Source organism: Verrucosispora sp. NA02020 (assembly GCF_013364215.1).
Taxonomy (GTDB): domain Bacteria; phylum Actinomycetota; class Actinomycetes; order Mycobacteriales; family Micromonosporaceae; genus Micromonospora.
The window spans coordinates 359,292-375,434 of record NZ_CP054923.1 but is presented as its reverse complement, the minus strand read 5'-3'; the positions used below and the strand labels follow the sequence as shown (position 1 = coordinate 375,434).

Sequence of the window (16,143 nt, the reverse complement as noted above, 5' to 3'; positions counted from 1 at the left end):
GACGCACCAATCGACGCAACTTGAAACCTTAGGGTACGCTCAGCCGCATGGCCAGCGACCGACTTACCGGTAACCTGCTTCGCGTGGGGCCTGAGCAGCCGGTCGGGAACGACGATCCGATCCGGGCCGTTCTGGCCGCTTACACCCGGGATCTCGTCGCCGCCGTCGATGAGACCCTCACCGACTTCCTGAACGCCGAGGTCGACGCGCTTGCCGAAATCGACGCGGCGATGGGTGGTTTCGCCGCAACGGCACGTGACTACGTCCTCGTCGGCGGCAAGCGGGTCCGACCGACGTTCGCCTACTGGGGATGGCGCGGCGCGGTGGGCGGCGACGAACCGCTGGCCCCGGTGCTGCCCGCACTGGCCACCCTGGAACTGCTGCACACCTTCGCGCTGGTGCACGACGACGTGATGGACGCGTCCGCCACCCGTCGCGGCCGACCCACCGCACACATGGCGGTCGCCGCCCAGCACGCCGCCGCCGGCCGCAACGGCGACTCCGGCCGCTTCGGGGAGGCCGTCGCGGTGCTGATCGGCGACCTCTGCATGGTCTGGGCCGACCAGTTGCTCTCGCGCACCGTCCTGCCCCCGGACCGGCTGCTCGCGGTCCGCCGCGGGTACGACCGGATGCGGGTGGAGACGGTCGCCGGGCAGTACCTCGACATCCTCGGCGAGGCCGACCCGGCGAGCTGGTCGGTCGACCGGGCCCTGCGGGTGGCCCGCTACAAGACCGCCAGCTACACGGTCCAGCGTCCGCTGCTCTTCGGCGCCAGCCTGGCCGGCGTGACCGGCGACGGCCGCCTGACCGCGGCGTACACCGCCTACGGCCTCTGCGTCGGCGAGGCGTTCCAGCTCCGCGACGACCTGCTCGGCGTCTACGGCGACCCGGCCACCACCGGCAAGCCGGCCGGCGACGACCTGCGCACCGGCAAGCCGACCGCGCTGCTCGTGCTGGCGCGGGAGATGGCCACTCCGACGCAGCTGCGGGAACTGGACGGCACCGGCGACCCGGTCAGCACCCCCCAGGTCGCCCGGCTGGCTGAGGTGGTGGTGGACACCGGCGCGGTGGACCGGATCGAGCGGATGATCGACGAGCGGGTCGACCAGGCCCTGGCGGCGCTCGACACCGTCGCCGTGGACGAGACGGCACGGGTGGCGTTGGCCGGTCTCGCGACTGTGGCCACCCACCGGAGAGCATGATGGGGAGGTTCTCGGTGCGAACCGTGGACGGGCGTACGGATCAGGTCGTGGTCGTCGGAGCGGGCCTCGGCGGCCTGGCCTGCGCACTGCACCTGGCGGGCAGCGGGCGGCAGGTGACCCTGCTGGAACGTGAGCCGGTGCCGGGTGGACGGGCCGGACGGCTCAGCGTGGACGGCTACGAGTTCGACACCGGCCCCACCGTGCTCACCATGCCCGACCTGATCGCCGAGGCGCTCGGCGCGGTGGGCGAGGAGCTGTCCGACTGGGTCGACCTGATGCCGCTCGACCCGGCGTACCGCGCCTACTACCCGGACGGCTCCACGCTCGACGTGCTGACCGACACCGCCCGGATGGCGGCGGAGATCTCCCGGGTCTGCGGGCCCCGCGAGGCCGACGGCTACCTGCGGTTCGTCGACTTCGCACGGAACCTGTGGCGGTTGGAGCGGGCCGACTTCATCGAGCGCAACCTCGACGCCCCCACCGACCTGCTCACCGCCAACCTGCTCAAGCTGGTCGCCACCGGCGCCTTCCGGCGGCTCCAGACCAAGATCGACCAGTTCTTCCGCGACCCGCGTACCCGGCGCATCTTCTCCTTCCAGGCGATGTACGCCGGCCTCGCCCCGCACGACGCGCTGGCCATCTACGCGGTCATCGCGTACCTCGACTCGGTCGCCGGGGTCTTCTTCCCGCGCGGCGGCATCCACGCGGTTTCGCGCGGGCTGGCCGGCGCCGCCGAGAAGCACGGCGTCAAGATCCGGTACGGCACCACGGTGACCCGGGTGGAGACCGCCCACGGCCGGGCCACCGGCGTGCTGACCGCCGACGGCGAGTTCGTCCCCGCCGACGTGGTGGTCCTCAACCCCGACCTGCCGGTGGCCTACCGCGACCTGCTGCCGGCGACCCGGCAACGCCGCCTGACCTACTCGCCGTCCTGCGTCGTGCTGCACGTCGGCTCGACCCAGGGCTACCGGCGCATCGCGCACCACAACATCCACTTCGGGCGCTCCTGGAAGGGCACGTTCGACGAGGTCATCCGACGCGGTGAGCTGATGAGCGACCCGTCCCTGCTGGTCACCAACCCGAGCCGGACGGACCCGGCGGTCGCGCCTGCCGGACGGCACACCTACTACGTGCTCGCCCCGGTGCCGAACCTGGAGCGGGCACCCTTCGAGTGGCGCGGCGACCTCACCGCCCGCTACTCCGACCAGCTCGTCGCCACCCTTGAGGAACGCGGCTACGTCGGCTTCGGCGACGGCATCGAGGTGCTCCGGGCGGTCACCCCGGCCGAGTGGGCGGAGCAGGGCATGGCCGCCGGCACGCCGTTCGCCGCCGCGCACACCCTGTTCCAGACCGGTCCGTTCCGCCCGTCGAACCTGCACCCGTCGCTGTCCAACGTGGTGTTCGTCGGCTCGGGCACGCAGCCCGGCGTCGGGGTTCCCATGGTGCTCATCTCGGGCAAGCTGGCCGCCGGTCGCATCACCGGCCGTGGCCGCTGAACGAAGGATGGCTCTGATGTCACTGTCGCGGGAAGCCCACCTGGTCGAGCTGGTCGACGATTCGGGCCGGCGGATCGGGTCGGCCACCGTGTCCGCCGCCCACCAGACCCCCGGTCAACTGCACCGTGCCTTCTCCGTGCTGCTCGTCTCGCCGGACGGCCGGATCCTCCTCCAGCGTCGGGCTGCGGCGAAGACACGGTTCCCGCTGCGCTGGGCCAACACGTGCTGTGGTCACCCGCAGCCCGGTGAGGACGTGGCCGAGTCCGCCAACCGCCGGCTACACGAGGAACTCGGCGTCGGCCCGGTGGTGCTGACCGAGGTCGGCGTGCACGTGTACCGCGCCGAGGACCCGTCCACGGGTCGGGTCGAAGTCGAGTACGACCACGTCCTGCGTGGCGAGTTCTCGCCGGACACACCACTGAGTCCCGAGCCTGCGGAGGTCGCCGAGCTGCGCTGGGTCGACCCTGCGGCACTGGCCGCCGAGCTCGACCGTGACCCCGACGCGTACGCGCCGTGGCTGGTCGGCGTGGTGGACCGTCTGCTCCACCCCTCGGCCCCGGCCGGCGACGGGCCGGAGCGGCCGGGTGGCCGATGAGGCACTGAGCGCGGGGGCGGTCGCCCGACGACTCGGCGTCGCGGTGACCACGCTGCGCACCTGGCACCAGCGCTACGGCCTCGGGCCCAGCGAGCACGTACCCGGACACCACCGCCGCTACACGACGGCCGACCTCGCCCGGCTGGAGGTCATGCGACGGCTCACCGGCGAGGGGCTCAGTCCGGCGGAGGCGGCGCGATGGGCCCGGCAGGCTCCCGCCACGGCGGCGGGTGGTGTCGCCCGGTCGAGGACCGCGCGGGACGGCGGAGGCAACACCATTCCGGTGGGCCGCGCCGGTCCGGCAGCGCGCGGCCTGGCGCGTGCCGCGATGCGGCTGGACGCGGTCGCGATCAACGAGGCGATCTCACGCAGCCTGGCCACCGAGGGTGTGATCGGCACCTGGGACAGGCTGCTGCGCCCGGTGCTCGCCGGCATCGGGCAACGGCACGCCGCGACAGACGTGTTGATCGAGGTGGAGCATCTGCTGTCGCGCTGTGTCTCGGCGGCGTTCGCCTTGGCGGCGGCCACCCGTCCCGTCCTCGGGCCGCCGCGCATCCTGCTGTCCTGCGCCGACGAGGAGCAGCACAGCCTGCCCCTGGAGGCGCTGGCCGCCGCGCTGGCCGAGGCCGGTGTCGCGCACCGGATGCTCGGCGCCCGGGTCCCGGTGAGGGCGCTGCTGGACGCGATCGACCGGACCGGACCGGCCGCCGTGGTGGTCTGGTCGCACACCCGGGCCACGGCCGATGCCACCCAGCTCAGCGCCTTGCTGACCGTTCCGCGTCGACCGCTGCTGGTCCTCGCGGCGGGACCGGGGTGGCGGGCCGAGAGTCTGCCGGCCGGGGTGGTCCGGCCGATCGACCTGACCGAAGCGGTCTCGCTCATCGTCGCCGTACGCGACTCGCTCGACCGTTCGGCCGCATCCTGAGAGAAATTTCGGGGCCTTTGCAGGCTTCCATAGGGGTTCACGGCATTAGGTCGGCACGGAAAGCGGTGGCGTCCTGACCCGGCGTTTGTCTACTCAAATCGGGTGAACTAGCGTCGGGCAGTCCGTCGAACCCGAACCCCTCTCGGGAGCGAACGATGCGTACCCGTGTCCTGCTCGCGTGTGTCACGAGCCTGGTCCTCCTGGTGACCGGCTGCGGCGGTGGCGGCGAGTCGCCCCAGGCGACCACCCCGTCCAGCCCTCCTCCGTCGGCCGCCCTGCCCCCGGAGCCCTCGCCGTCACCGACGCTGGCCCCGCCCAAGCCCCCACTGCGGGCCCTGCCGGCCAAGCTGCCGGCCGGGCTGGTCCGCACCACCGGGGCCGAGGGGGTGGCTCTCACCTTCGACGACGGACCCGATCCGACCTGGACGCCCAAGGTGCTCGACCGCCTGAAGAAGGCGGGCGTCACCGCCACCTTCTGTGTGGTCGGCGCCCAGGTCCGCAAGCATCCCGACCTGCTCCGGCGGATCGTCCGGGAGGGGCACCAGCTCTGCAACCACAGCTGGAACCACGACCTCGACCTCGCCCGGCGGCCGGTCGCCGAGATCCGCGCCGACCTGGTCCGGACGAACAAGGAGATCCGGCGGGCGGTGCCCGACGCGGAGATCCCGTTCTACCGCCAGCCCGGCGGCCGGTGGACCGCCGAGGTGGTGCGGGTCGCCAAGAAGCTGGACATGCGGTCGCTGCACTGGACGGTGGACCCGCAGGACTGGGCCAAGCCGACCGCCGCCACGATCGAGAAGCGGGTGAAGCGCAGCGCCAAGCCCGGCGCGGTGGTGCTGCTGCACGACGGAGGCGGCAATCGGGCCGCCACGCTCGCCGCCTGCACCAGGGTGATCGCCGCCCTGAAGCGCGACCTCGGCATCACCAAGCTCGGATAGACCCGTTCTGAGCTGCACTTTTACGAGACGTTGCGGCGGTAGCCACACCGGTTTGGCCGACCGGTGAGACATCACGTATGCTTTCCAAGCCTCCGGCGGGGCCGGATGGGAGCAAGTCCGCTCACGTTGCGAATGTGCAATGATAGCGGGGCCGCCCTCATCGTCTAGCGGCCCAGGACGCCGCCCTTTCAAGGCGGTAGCACGGGTTCGAATCCCGTTGGGGGCACGGTTCGACTTCGGTCGAATGCAACACCAGCTAGGTCCTGTGGAGCAGTTGGAGTGCTCGCCGCCCTGTCAAGGCGGAGGTCGCGGGTTCAAGTCCCGTCAGGACCGCAAGCGCTGACGCCGCGCACCTCGCGCGGCGTTCTGCGTATCGGGGCATGTGACCCTCCCGACGGGGACCCGGTGGGACGGGTAGCATGAGCCGAGCACCACGGCCAGGTAGCTCAGTTGGTACGAGCGTCCGACTGAAAATCGGAAGGTCGGCGGTTCGACCCCGCCCCTGGCCACATAGCCTTTCGCCGGGCTACAGCAACGCCGACCAGCGGAAACGCCGGTCGGTGTTTTGCTTTCCCCGGTAACGCCGCTCAGCCGTCCTGGCGACGTTGTGCCAATCCGCTCTGGATGGCGTCCCACACGCTGCGCCCCGCCTGCAGGATGCTCTCCCCGGTCTGCTCGGCCAACTGCCGGGCCGCCGACGGCTCGGGTCCGTTCGACTCGGTGGTGCCCGCTCCCGGCTCCGTCCCGGCCCCGCCCGGCGGGGTGTGACGCGGCCCGTCCTGCGACCTTTCCCGCTGCCCGTCCCGCTGGATGTCGCGTGGCCTCGTCCGGTCCGGGCCGGCACCGGCGTCGCCACGTGCCCTGCCGGCCACCGCCCCGATCGCCCCCACCTGTTGTCCGAGGTCGTCGGTGGCTCCGCCCGGTGGTCCGATCCCGGGTTCCGGCACCTCACCGACCCCGTCGGCGGTCCGACCGACGGCCTGGCCCTCGCGCCCCGCACCCCGACCGGCCGGTGATCCACCCGTACGGTCCGTGGCGTACCCGCCCAGCGAACTGTCAGTGGGTCTGGTCGGCGGGGGGCCGGGGTGCTCGTCCCTCGCATCTCTCGACCGGCGGGACGCGTCGATCACCTGGGGGTGGTGGTCGATCGTGGTGAGCGCGCGGTCGAGGATCGTGACCAGCTTCTCCAGGCGTACCTTGAGCAGAGCCTGGGCCTGCACCCCGGTGACGTCCAGGTCCACACCCTCCAGGCGGATGCGGGCACCGGCGTCGACCTCCAGCAGACCGGCCACCCGGGCCCGCAGGGAGAGGTCGGCTTCCAATCCGTCGACGGAGAGCCGGAGCGAGTCGACCGACACCCTCGGCACGTCCAACAGGACGTCCGGCTCCACCCGTGCCGGCTCGCCGCCGCCTGCGCCGGGACGGTCCCGGTGCCCCGTCCCGAGGCGCGGCTCGTGCGGTTGTCCGGACCCGGGTACCGACGCCTGCGGCTGTTCGCCCATGCTCTCCGCTCCGCCCCACCGCCCTGGACCACCCCGGCGGCATCGCGCCGCGGATACCCGCTCCGGAGGCCGCCATCCGCCGATGTCCGTGGCGGACCGGAATCGACCCGTAAGCGGATCTTCCGGCAGGTCTCGGCCTTGCGGGAAGCTGCGCACGCGGGCATGAGCCGGTATGGTCCGGGCCTATGGGACAGGGGATTACTGATCCGATCGACATCCGACAGGATCACGAGCGGTTCACGATCCACAGCGCCCTGGTCGTCCCGGCCGCCCCCGAGCAGGCCTACGCGGTGTTCACCAGCAGGCTCGCCGACTGGTGGGTGATGGAGTACACCTGGTCCGGCCCGGAGGCCCTGGCCGAGCTTGGCATGGAGCTGCAGGCCGGCGGCATGCTCTATGAGATCGGCCCCTACGGCTTCCGCAGCGACTGGGGCCGGGTGCTGACCTGGGATCCGCCCCGGCGGCTGGTGTTCACCTGGCAGATCGGGGCGGACCGCGCCCCGGTGCCCGATCCGGCGCAGGCCAGCGAGGTCGAGGTGCTGTTCACGCCGGAAGGCTCCGGCACCCTGGTCGAGGTCGCGCACCGGCACTTCGACCGGCACGGCCAGGCCGCGGAGGGCTACCGGCAGGCGCTGACCGCCGGCTGGCACGAGCTGCTGTCCCGGTACGCCACCACGGTGGTCCAGTCCGGCACCTGAACGGGCTGCCGTTGTCGCTCAGGCGGACCGGTGCCGCCGGGCGCTGCGGCTCAGGCGGACCGGTGCCGCAGGGTGGCCACCGTCGAACCGGCGAGGGTCAGCAGGCACTCCGGCAGCAGCCCGTCGGCGACCGCCGCACCGAACAGGGCACGGGCGGTGTCCAGGTCCGAGTTGGCGTACGCGCTGACGAAACGGGCCACCCAGCGGGCGTCGTACTCGGCCTGGTCGATTTCGGGGAAGTCGAGCGCGCAGGCGCCGGGCGGCACCGGATCACCGACCATCGTCGCGGCCAGGCACCACGCCACGTCGTACGCCCCGACGAGGCCGGCCCGGTCCACCACCGCGTCGAATGTCCCGACCACACCGTCGGAGTCGCCGTCGAGCGCCGAACTGAGGATGGCGGAGGCGTCGTCGTACGTCTGCTGTGGCGAGTCGGTCACCCACCGCACGGTAGGGGGCCCGGTCAAGCGACCACCGATGGTAACTCTCCGTAATTAGGGAGGGCGACCTGCGGATAGACACGCCTCCACGGTCCCGCCGTGCGTCACGGCACGTTAGTCTGCGCAGCGGACCTTCGCCGTAGGAAGGACGACGATGCACATGTCACGCGGCTTGCGGGCGGCCATCATGGCCACCTGCGCCACCCTCCTGCTCGCCACCAGCGCATGCGGGAACGACCAGACCGAGGAGGCGGGCGCCGACCAGGTGCGCCTCTACGGTACGGACGGCAACATGCTCAACTCGTACCCGGAAGAGTTGCAGGATCGCGCCAACCTCGTCGACGGCATGAAGGGCACCACTCCCCTGACTCCGCTGCCGGAGGACTTCAAGAACCGGCTCCGGTCCATGGACCCGGGGCTGAACGACTTCCTCTACGCCGCCGAGGCGTACGACGCGGTGGTGATCAGCGCGCTCGCGACGGAACTCGCCGGCAGCACCAACCCGGCGGCCATCGCCCGGCAGATCGTCGGCGTCACCAACGAGGGCACCCGCTGCGAGACCCCCGCCCAGTGCCTGCGGCTGGCCCGCGACGGCGACGACATCGAGTACCGCAGCGTGTCGATCACCCGCGCCGGGTTCACCGACGCCGGTGAGCCCGCCACCGCCAGTTACGCCACCCTGCACTTCGACAACCAGCAGCTCAACGACGCCAAGACGGAGTTCGTCGGCGCCGGGGACGAGTCGGCGGCGAGCACGAAGGCGCCGCCGCGTGGCAGCCAGCAGCCCAGCGGCGCGCCGCTCGTCCTCGGCGGTCTGCTGCCCAAGACCGGCGACCTGGCCCTGGCGTACCCGCCGATCGCAGCCGGTGTGGGCCTGGCGATCAAGGAGATCAACGCGGCCGGCGGTGTGCTCGACGAGGACGTGGTCTGGATCGACGGCGACGACGGCACGGACCCGACGGTCGCCAAGCGGACGGTCGCCAGCCACGTCGGTGCCGGGGTGCACGTGATCATCGGGGCCGGCGCCTCCGGTATCTCAGCCGCCGTCCTGCCGGACGTGGTGGCGGCCGGCCGCATCCTCTTCTCCCCGTCGAACACCGCCGCGTCGCTGACCGACGCGGAGGACAAGGGCCTCTACTTCCGTACCGCGCCGCCGGACAGCCTCCAGGGTCGGGCGTTGGCCGACGTGATCCTCCGCGACGGGCCGCAGAAGATCGCCATCGTGGCCCGTAAGGACGCCTACGGCGAGGGCCTCCAAGAGGCCGTCCGGGCCGAACTGGAGCGGGCCGGGTTCGGCGGCGACAAGGTGACGCTGCTCGGCTACGAGCCGGGCGAGGGTGCCGACGCCGCACCGATCAACTTCAGTGACGGTGCCAAGCAGATCAAGGATTTCGGTGCCGACGCCGTACTTCTCATCGGCTTCAGCGAGTCGGCCGCGGTGATCCGGGCGCTGGCGGACGCCGACGTGCCGCTGGCCGCGCTGGGCCGCTGACCGATCCGACAGCGACGGCCGCACCGGAGGGTTCCGGTGCGGCCGTCGTGGTCTCTGCGGTCGGTCTCAGCGACCGCGACGCCGGTCCAGGAAATCCGTCATCCGGCGGTACTTCTCGTCGTCCTCGAAGAGCACCGCCTGGCTGACCAGGTCCAGGTGCGGATGGGCGGCGGGCGGTGCGTCCACGGCGAGCTTGGTCAGCCGCAGCGCCAGCGCCGAGCCCTTCGCCATCTCGTCGATCAGCGCGTGGGCCGCCGGCAGCAACTCCTCCGGCCCCGCCACCACCCGGTTGACCAGTCCGATCCGGGACGCCTCCGCCGCGTCCACCCGGCGACCGGTGAACAGCAGTTCCTTGGCCCGAGCCTCACCGACCAGCGCCGGCAGCCGGTGCGTCGCGCCGGCACCGGCCAGGATGCCGAGCCGCACCTCCGGCTGGCCGAAGACCGCCCGCTCGGTGCAGACCCGCAGATCGCAGGCGTACGCGAGCTCGGCGCCACCGCCCAGCGCAGGACCGTCGACGGCCGCCACGGTCGGCATCGGCAGCGCCCGGATCCGGGCGAAGGCGGCCGAGTTGATCGCGGCCAGCGCATCCAGGCGGCCCCGCTCGCGTAGCTGACCGATGTCCGCCCCACCGGCGAAGATCCCGTCGGTGCCGCCGGTCAGCAACAGCATCCGGGGACGGGCCTCCAGGTCGGCGCAGACCTCGTGCAGCGCGGCGATCAGGTCGGCGTCGATGGCGTTGCGCTTCTCCGGCCGGTCCAGTGTGACCACCAGCCGGTCCGGGCGTTCCTCGACCCGCAGCCCGCCGCTCATCGGACCGCGCCCGTCCGGTCGGCGGAAGCCGCGCCCGGCGTCCCCTCGCCCGTCTCAGGCCGCGCCGTGCCGTCCGTACGCACACCGTCGACCCAGTGATAGAAGCCCTGCCCCGACTTCTTGCCCAGCCGACCGGCCGCCACCATCTCGGTCAGCAGCGGTGGCGGCGCGAACCGGTCCCCGTACGCGGCCTGGAGGGTGCGGGCGATGTCGAGGCGTACGTCCAGACCCACCAGGTCGGTCAGCTCCAGTGGCCCGACCGGGTGCCGGTAGCCGAGCACCATGGCCTTGTCGATGTCGGCCGGGTCGGCCACCCCGTCGGCGACCATCCGGATCGCCTCCAGACCGAGGGCCACCCCGAGCCGGGAGGTGGCGAAGCCCGGCATGTCGCGTACCACCACGGGGTCCTTGCCCAGCCGGGTGGCGAGCGTGACGGCGGCGGCGGTGGTCTCCGGCGCGGTGGCCGCGCCGACCACGATCTCCAGCAGCGCCATCGCCCAGACCGGGTTGAAGAAGTGCAGCCCGCAGAAGCGCTCGGGCCGGCGCAGTCCCTGGGCCAGCTCGGCGATCGGGATGCTGGAGGTGTTGCTGCCCAACAGGGCCGGGTGCAGCGCCTCCGCCTCGGCCAGCACGGCCCGCTTCAGGTCGCGCCGTTCCGGCACCGCCTCCACGATCACCTGTGGCTCCGCAGCCACCTCGGCCAGGCCCGCCCGCAGGGTGACGCGTTCCTGGTTCGCGGCGGCCTGCCCCACGGTCAACTTGCCGCGCCGGACGCCCCGGTCCCACAGCTCGGCGAGCCGGATCATTGCCTCCGCACCGCGTTCCCGGTCCACCTCGACCAGTTCCACCGTGTGGCCGGCGCCGGCCGCCACGTACGCGATGCCGAGGCCCATGGTGCCGGCACCCACCACCACGAATCGTTCAGTCATGGTGCCACCACCGCAGGGTGACGACGACACGCTCTCCGACGCCGTCGACGCGCGGGATCGCCGCAACGCCGCAACCGGCCCGTACGCTCCGCTCAGTCATGCTGCGACCCTATGCAGCACCGACCGGGCCCGATGCGTGGGGGCGGACGGGATCGGGTACAGACCGCCGACAGCCAAAGGGAAGGACGAACAGATGAGCCAGGCACCGGAGACCACGGGCGACTCGGGCACCCAGGAGACCGTCGAGACGCGCGGCGACGAGCGCATCGAGTTGCTGCGCGCCGACACCAACAACGACGGCCGTACCGACGTCTGGGTGGTCGACACCGACGGTGACGGCAAGGCCGACCTGTTCCAGTTCGACACCGACGGCGACGGCAAGGTGGACGTCACGATGGTCGACATCGACGAGGACGGTCAGCCCGACGAGGTCGTCGACGGCGACGGCGGCCTGCCGCCCGAGCAGCTCCCCCCGACCGTCCAGGTCTAAGCCTTCGGATCAAGGAAGGGTCCCCTGCTAACGCCTAAGGCATAGCAGGGGACCCTTCCTAACATCCGGCGGCACCCAGGCGCTCAGCTCAGGCGGCCCTCGGCGCTCAGCTCAGGCGCAGGGTGGCGAGGTAGTACGGGGCGTCCCGGTCGTCCACGTCGGTCAGTCGCCAGGCGGTGCCCCGGACCAGGTCGGCGAGTTCGCCCGGCGAGCAGACCAGGTAGTCGAACCAGGGCGTACCGAGTTCGCGGTAGCGCAGCCGCAGCCGGAGCTGCCCGCCGAGGCGGCCCCGTCGACGGTTGCGCTCGTGGTAGCGGCTGTGCAGCGGATCGGTGGTGCCGTACGGGTCGGTGCCGTGCGCGATCACCTGCGCCCCGGGGTTGGCCATCGCGGCCAGGGCCGCCAGGAAGGCGGGTGCGCGCTCCCGACCCTCGAACAGGCCCAGGTTGTTGCCGAGCAACAGGAACGTGTCGTAGCGCCGCCCGTCGGCGCAGTGCTCGTCGACCGTGCCGTGCACCAGATCGCGTACGCCCCGACGACGGCACACCGCGAGCGCGCCGGGCGAGACGTCCAGCCCGGTCACGGGTACGCCGCGCTCCTGCAACAGCAGCGCGATCCGGCCGCCGCCGACGCCGACGTCCAGTGTCGCGCCCCGCACCCGGTCCACGGCCCGGTGGTCGTGTGGTTGCCACTCCTGCGGCCCGGCCAGGTAGTGGGCGGCGGGCGCGCCGTTGACCAGCCCGTCGTCCCGTTCGATGATCTCGATGACCGGTCGGGGCAGCCGCCCGCCGGCCAGCGGCCGGGGACCGACCCCGGTCGCCACCGCCAGCGCGTCGCGCAGCAGTTCTCCGAAGACGTCACCGATCCGTGGTTCCCCCGTCACGTCCTTAACGCTAACGGGCTGCTCAGTCGCGCGCGACGCCCGTATCCTGGGCGGCGTGACCACGTTGGACCGCCTCTCGGCGGAGAAGTACATACTCCTTACGACCTTCCGCAAGGACGGCCGCGCGGTGCCGACCCCGGTCTGGGCGGTACGCGACGGCGACGCCCTGGCGGTGTGGTCTGCGGCGGATGCCGGCAAGGTGAAGCGGATCCGGCGCAGTGGGGATGTCACGGTGGCGCCGTGCGACGTGCGCGGTCGACCCCATGGCGAGGCGGTGCCCGCCCGGGCGAGCCTCTACGACCCCGGAGCGACCGATCGCATCCGGGGGCTGATCAAGCAGAAGTACCGAGTGATCGGGCGGCTGACGCTGCTCGGCAGCCGACTCCGCCGGGGCACCGGCGGCACGGTGGGGATCCGGGTCGAGCTGACCGGCTGAGGCCGGTACGCCGACCCGGCCGCCGGGTCGGGACATGTCGAAGGGCGACGGATTCGAGAATCCGTCGCCCTTCGTGGTGTCTCTGCTATCTACCAGCCGGTCAGTCCCCCTGACGCTGCTGCGGGATCTGCCCCTGCAACAGCGCCCTGACCTCGGACTCGCGATACCGGCGGTGGCCGCCCAGGGTCCGGATGGCGCTCAGCTTGCCGGCCTTCGCCCAGCGGGTCACCGTCTTCGGGTCGACACGGAACATCGACGCCACCTCGGCCGGTGTGAGTAGCGGCTCTGGTTCGTGCGTTCGCGATGCCATCGGTCACTCCTCCACATGTAGAGACATCGGCCGGGGTCCCGCCGGCCGACGCGTCTCCCATGGTCCGGCTAGTCCCCGATGTCCGACATGGGCCGAACGGCCGAACGTCCCTAGACGGACGGATGAACCATGCCCGATTTATACGACTATTACACGCCAGAAAGTACCTTATTCGGACTCATAGTCACGGTTCGTGACGCAACAACTACGAGCACGCCTCATGTTGCAGCCCGAAATTTGGGCAAAAGCGGACTAGTTGCAGCGTTCTAGAAGTTGCACGGCCCGCCAGCGCGCAACGAGCTTGTCGTACGCCGCAGACGCCTCCTCGGCCTCACCACGCGACAGTCCGGCGAGTCCCGTGGCGACGAGTTCCGCCGAGTCGTCCTCGGCGAGCGTCTCGTCGGAGAGCAACTCGACCAGACCCCCGTAGTCCAGTTCCACCACCGAGCGGGGGTGGAACTCCTCCAGCCACCGGGCGGCCTCCTCGACCGCCTCGGTGATGGGCGCCTCCCCCACCGACTTGCGCAGCACCGACAGCGCACGCGACGACCGGCGGCGGGCCTTCGAGATCTCCGTCCGGAAGCGCAACGCACGACGCTCCGGTGCGGTCACGTGGTGACGCTCCTGCGCCTCGAAGAGCACGAACCAGCGCAGCGGCACCCCCCAGGTGGCGATCTGCTCGTGCACCCGGGGTACGCCGTGCTCCAGCACCCGGGCCCCGCTGCGCCAGTCCTCCACCACGGCCTTGGCCTGCCCGGCCAGCACCGGCGGCACGAACGCGTCGGCGAGCACCGCCGGCACCCCGTCCCGGGCGCTCAGCGCGGCCTCGGCCACCCGGATGCGCAGGTTCCACGGGCACACCAGCAGCGTCTCGTCCGTCTCCAGCACGTACGCCTCGTCGGGCAGGTCGGGCAGCCGGGTCCAGCCGGCACCGAGCGCCTCGATCACCGAGGTCCGTTGCCGTACCGGTCCCTCCACCGGCGCCACCGCCCGCCCCTGCTCGACGTAGCGCCGCCAGTACGCCTGACGATCGCGATCGAAGGCGGTCAGCGGCTCGTACACGCGCAGGTATGAGGCGAAGAGCGACGGCACGGCGCGATCCTCCCACGAACGGCAAGCCGAGCGTTGCTCGGCGTCACCCGGCCGGTACCGCGTGGCGAGCCGAAACGGGGGTCCGGCGCCCTCGTCGCGCCCTACGGCGCGGGCGTCGGGACGCCCGGTGCGTACGCCCGCTGGGCGGGACGTGGACGCCCGGGAGGGGCCGGGGAGCGCCCGTCGATACTAGGCTCGCACCACCGGCAGCATCCCCGCCGGCTCGACCGAGGTCCGCGTCCCACAAGGACGCCCGCCGACACAGGAGCCAGTCATGGGCGTATTCGCCACTTCCGACGACCCGGGATCCACGGGCCACGAGCAGGTCGTGTTCTGCCAGGACAAGCAGACCGGCCTGAAGGCGATCATCGGGATCTACTCCACCGCGCTCGGCCCGGCGCTGGGTGGCACCCGCTTCTACCCGTACGCGAGCGAGGAGGCCGCCCTCGCCGACGTGCTCGACCTGTCCCGCGGCATGGCGTACAAGAACGCTCTCGCCGGGCTGGACCTGGGTGGCGGCAAGGCGGTCATCTGGGGTGACCCCGAGCAGATCAAGAGCGAGGCGCTGCTGCGCGCGTACGGCCGCTTCGTGGAGTCGCTGAGCGGGCGCTACTACACCGCCTGCGACGTCGGCACGTACGTGCCGGACATGGACGTCATCGCCCGCGAGACGCGGTACGTCACGGGCCGCAGTGTCGAGCACGGCGGCGCCGGCGATTCCTCGATCCTCACCGCCTGGGGCGTCTTCCAGGGCATGCGCGCGGCGGCCGAGCACGTCTGGGGGGTCCCCACGCTGCACGGCAGGCGGGTCGGTGTGGCCGGCCTGGGCAAGGTCGGCAAGTACCTGGTCGGTCACCTGCTGGAGGACGGCGCCGAGGTGGTGGCCACCGACGTGAGCCCCCGCGCGCTGGACTGGGCGCGGACCACCCACCCCGAGGTGACGCTCGTCGAGGACGCGTCCGCGCTGGCCGCCGCCGACATCGACGTGTACGCGCCCTGCGCCCTGGGCGGCGCCCTGGACGACGACACGGTCGGCGCGCTGCGGGCGAAGGTGGTCGCCGGTGCGGCGAACAACCAGCTCGCCCACTCGGGCGTGGAGAAGCTGCTCGCCGACCGGGGCATCCTCTACGCGCCGGACTACGTGGTGAACGCCGGTGGTGTGATCCAGGTCGCGGACGAGATCGAGGGCTTCGACTTCGACCGCGCCAAGCTGCGGGCGACCCGCATCTTCGACACCACGCGGGAGATCCTCCGGCTCGCCGACACCGACGGTGTCCCGCCCGCCGTGGCGGCCGACCGGCTGGCGGAGCGGCGGATGGCCGACATCGGCCGGCTGCGCGCGATCCACCTGCGGTGACCTCGCCGTACGTTGAGGGCGGGCCGCGTTGCTCCCGCCCTTAACGGGCGCATCCGGCTAAACTGAAAATACGACGCGTTCATGGAGTTTTACCCCGTGTCAGGACCGTTCCCGGCATCGCTCCTTACCGGGTACAATGGGTGACGACCGGTTGACCGCCACGCGCGGCGGCGGTCAGCGGTAACCCGAGGTGCCGAACGGTGGCATCCCCATGTACCGTAAGAGCCACGAGAGATGCCTGACGTCATCGGGGCCCGCCTTCGGGCTGCCCCGCATTCTGTGCGAGGGGGTCGAGCCATGGGGCGCGGCCGTGCTAAGGCCAAGCAGACAAAGGTGGCCCGGGAGCTGAAGTATCACTCCCCGAACACCGACCTCGCCGCCTTGCAGCGAGAACTCGGCGGCAGCGGCAAGTCGGACCACCATTTCGACGACGACAAAGAGTACGTCGACGATGATGAGGACCACGCCGAGGACGACCCGGACACCTGGGTCCGTCCCACCCGCTGACCCCCGGTCACATCCGAGCACGCGGTAACTCCCCGCGT

General features: G+C 71.8%; 18 protein-coding genes and 3 tRNA genes. 14 read left to right on the top strand and 7 right to left on the bottom strand.

The annotated features are described in order from the left end of the window. The first annotated feature begins 47 nt into the window (after positions 1-47). From HUT12_RS01750 to HUT12_RS01715, 8 genes are all read left to right on the top strand, one after another. A complete protein-coding gene (locus HUT12_RS01750; protein ID WP_131051435.1) occupies positions 48-1,202 on the top strand; it encodes a polyprenyl synthetase family protein in 1,155 nt (384 codons plus the stop codon). A gap of 14 nt (positions 1,203-1,216) precedes the next feature. After that, the gene (crtI, locus tag HUT12_RS01745; RefSeq protein ID WP_176092268.1) at positions 1,217-2,698 is read left to right on the top strand and encodes a phytoene desaturase family protein; all 1,482 of its coding nucleotides are present in this window, start codon (positions 1,217-1,219) and stop codon (positions 2,696-2,698) included. Between the two features lie 16 nt (positions 2,699-2,714). Next, on the top strand, positions 2,715-3,293 hold the full coding sequence (gene idi, locus HUT12_RS01740) for an isopentenyl-diphosphate Delta-isomerase (RefSeq protein ID WP_131051433.1): 579 nt from the start codon (positions 2,715-2,717) through the stop codon (positions 3,291-3,293). Then, positions 3,283-4,218, top strand: coding sequence for a MerR family transcriptional regulator (locus HUT12_RS01735; RefSeq protein WP_131051432.1), 936 nt, complete (start codon positions 3,283-3,285; stop codon positions 4,216-4,218). Before idi ends, HUT12_RS01735 begins: the two co-directional genes overlap by 11 nt. A gap of 155 nt (positions 4,219-4,373) precedes the next feature. Further along, positions 4,374-5,156 (top strand): polysaccharide deacetylase family protein, encoded by a 783-nt coding sequence (locus tag HUT12_RS01730; protein ID WP_131051431.1) that lies wholly within the window; start codon positions 4,374-4,376, stop codon positions 5,154-5,156. 153 nt (positions 5,157-5,309) lie between these two features. Further along, positions 5,310-5,382: transfer RNA gene (locus tag HUT12_RS01725), tRNA-Glu, on the top strand. A gap of 33 nt (positions 5,383-5,415) precedes the next feature. Then, positions 5,416-5,489, top strand: a tRNA-Asp gene (locus HUT12_RS01720). Positions 5,490-5,591: 102 nt separating this feature from the next. Then, positions 5,592-5,665 (top strand) — tRNA-Phe (locus tag HUT12_RS01715). A gap of 78 nt (positions 5,666-5,743) precedes the next feature. Here the strand turns inward: HUT12_RS01715 and HUT12_RS01710 are convergent. Beyond that, positions 5,744-6,658: a hypothetical protein gene (locus tag HUT12_RS01710; protein WP_176092267.1), complete on the bottom strand. Its 915-nt coding sequence runs from the start codon at positions 6,656-6,658 to the stop codon at positions 5,744-5,746. Between the two features lie 185 nt (positions 6,659-6,843). Between HUT12_RS01710 and HUT12_RS01705 the strand changes: the two genes are divergently transcribed. Beyond that, positions 6,844-7,356 carry an SRPBCC family protein gene (locus HUT12_RS01705; protein WP_131051429.1) on the top strand — a complete coding sequence of 171 codons (513 nt, stop codon included), beginning with the start codon at positions 6,844-6,846 and terminating at the stop codon, positions 7,354-7,356. Positions 7,357-7,406: 50 nt separating this feature from the next. On the opposite strand, the gene HUT12_RS01700 is transcribed toward HUT12_RS01705, so the two are convergent. Next, entirely contained in the window at positions 7,407-7,796 is a 390-nt protein-coding gene (locus HUT12_RS01700; protein ID WP_131051428.1) for a hypothetical protein, read from the bottom strand. Positions 7,797-7,950: 154 nt separating this feature from the next. Between HUT12_RS01700 and HUT12_RS01695 the strand changes: the two genes are divergently transcribed. Continuing rightward, the gene (locus tag HUT12_RS01695) at positions 7,951-9,288 is read left to right on the top strand and encodes an ABC transporter substrate-binding protein (RefSeq protein WP_131051427.1); all 1,338 of its coding nucleotides are present in this window, start codon (positions 7,951-7,953) and stop codon (positions 9,286-9,288) included. A 66-nt stretch (positions 9,289-9,354) separates the two neighbouring features. Here the strand turns inward: HUT12_RS01695 and HUT12_RS01690 are convergent, their stop codons facing one another. Next, the gene (locus HUT12_RS01690; protein ID WP_131051426.1) at positions 9,355-10,101 is read right to left on the bottom strand and encodes an enoyl-CoA hydratase/isomerase family protein; all 747 of its coding nucleotides are present in this window, start codon (positions 10,099-10,101) and stop codon (positions 9,355-9,357) included. Next, entirely contained in the window at positions 10,098-11,030 is a 933-nt protein-coding gene (locus tag HUT12_RS01685; protein ID WP_176092266.1) for a 3-hydroxyacyl-CoA dehydrogenase family protein, read from the bottom strand. Before HUT12_RS01685 ends, HUT12_RS01690 begins: the two co-directional genes overlap by 4 nt. A 193-nt stretch (positions 11,031-11,223) precedes the next feature. Between HUT12_RS01685 and HUT12_RS01680 the strand changes: the two genes are divergently transcribed. After that, the gene (locus tag HUT12_RS01680) at positions 11,224-11,520 is read left to right on the top strand and encodes a hypothetical protein (RefSeq protein ID WP_131051424.1); all 297 of its coding nucleotides are present in this window, start codon (positions 11,224-11,226) and stop codon (positions 11,518-11,520) included. A 106-nt stretch (positions 11,521-11,626) separates the two neighbouring features. On the opposite strand, the gene HUT12_RS01675 is transcribed toward HUT12_RS01680, so the two are convergent. Further along, a complete protein-coding gene (locus tag HUT12_RS01675) occupies positions 11,627-12,403 on the bottom strand; it encodes a bifunctional 2-polyprenyl-6-hydroxyphenol methylase/3-demethylubiquinol 3-O-methyltransferase UbiG (protein ID WP_176092265.1) in 777 nt (258 codons plus the stop codon). A gap of 55 nt (positions 12,404-12,458) precedes the next feature. On the opposite strand from HUT12_RS01675, the gene HUT12_RS01670 reads away from it, so the two are divergent. Then, complete coding sequence (locus tag HUT12_RS01670) at positions 12,459-12,839, top strand: PPOX class F420-dependent oxidoreductase (protein ID WP_117229983.1); 381 nt, start codon at positions 12,459-12,461, stop codon at positions 12,837-12,839. A gap of 100 nt (positions 12,840-12,939) precedes the next feature. On the opposite strand, the gene HUT12_RS01665 is transcribed toward HUT12_RS01670, so the two are convergent. Both HUT12_RS01665 and HUT12_RS01660 read right to left on the bottom strand, forming a co-directional pair. Beyond that, positions 12,940-13,149, bottom strand: coding sequence for a BldC family transcriptional regulator (locus HUT12_RS01665; RefSeq protein WP_007073996.1), 210 nt, complete (start codon positions 13,147-13,149; stop codon positions 12,940-12,942). A gap of 252 nt (positions 13,150-13,401) precedes the next feature. After that, complete coding sequence (locus HUT12_RS01660; protein ID WP_131051422.1) at positions 13,402-14,241, bottom strand: hypothetical protein; 840 nt, start codon at positions 14,239-14,241, stop codon at positions 13,402-13,404. Between the two features lie 274 nt (positions 14,242-14,515). Here HUT12_RS01660 and HUT12_RS01655 point away from each other — a divergent pair, with 274 nt between their 5' ends. Then, the gene (locus tag HUT12_RS01655; RefSeq protein ID WP_131051421.1) at positions 14,516-15,598 is read left to right on the top strand and encodes a Glu/Leu/Phe/Val dehydrogenase; all 1,083 of its coding nucleotides are present in this window, start codon (positions 14,516-14,518) and stop codon (positions 15,596-15,598) included. Positions 15,599-15,895: 297 nt separating this feature from the next. Continuing rightward, positions 15,896-16,105 carry a DUF3073 domain-containing protein gene (locus HUT12_RS01650; RefSeq protein WP_131051420.1) on the top strand — a complete coding sequence of 70 codons (210 nt, stop codon included), beginning with the start codon at positions 15,896-15,898 and terminating at the stop codon, positions 16,103-16,105. The last annotated feature ends 38 nt before the right edge of the window (positions 16,106-16,143 follow it).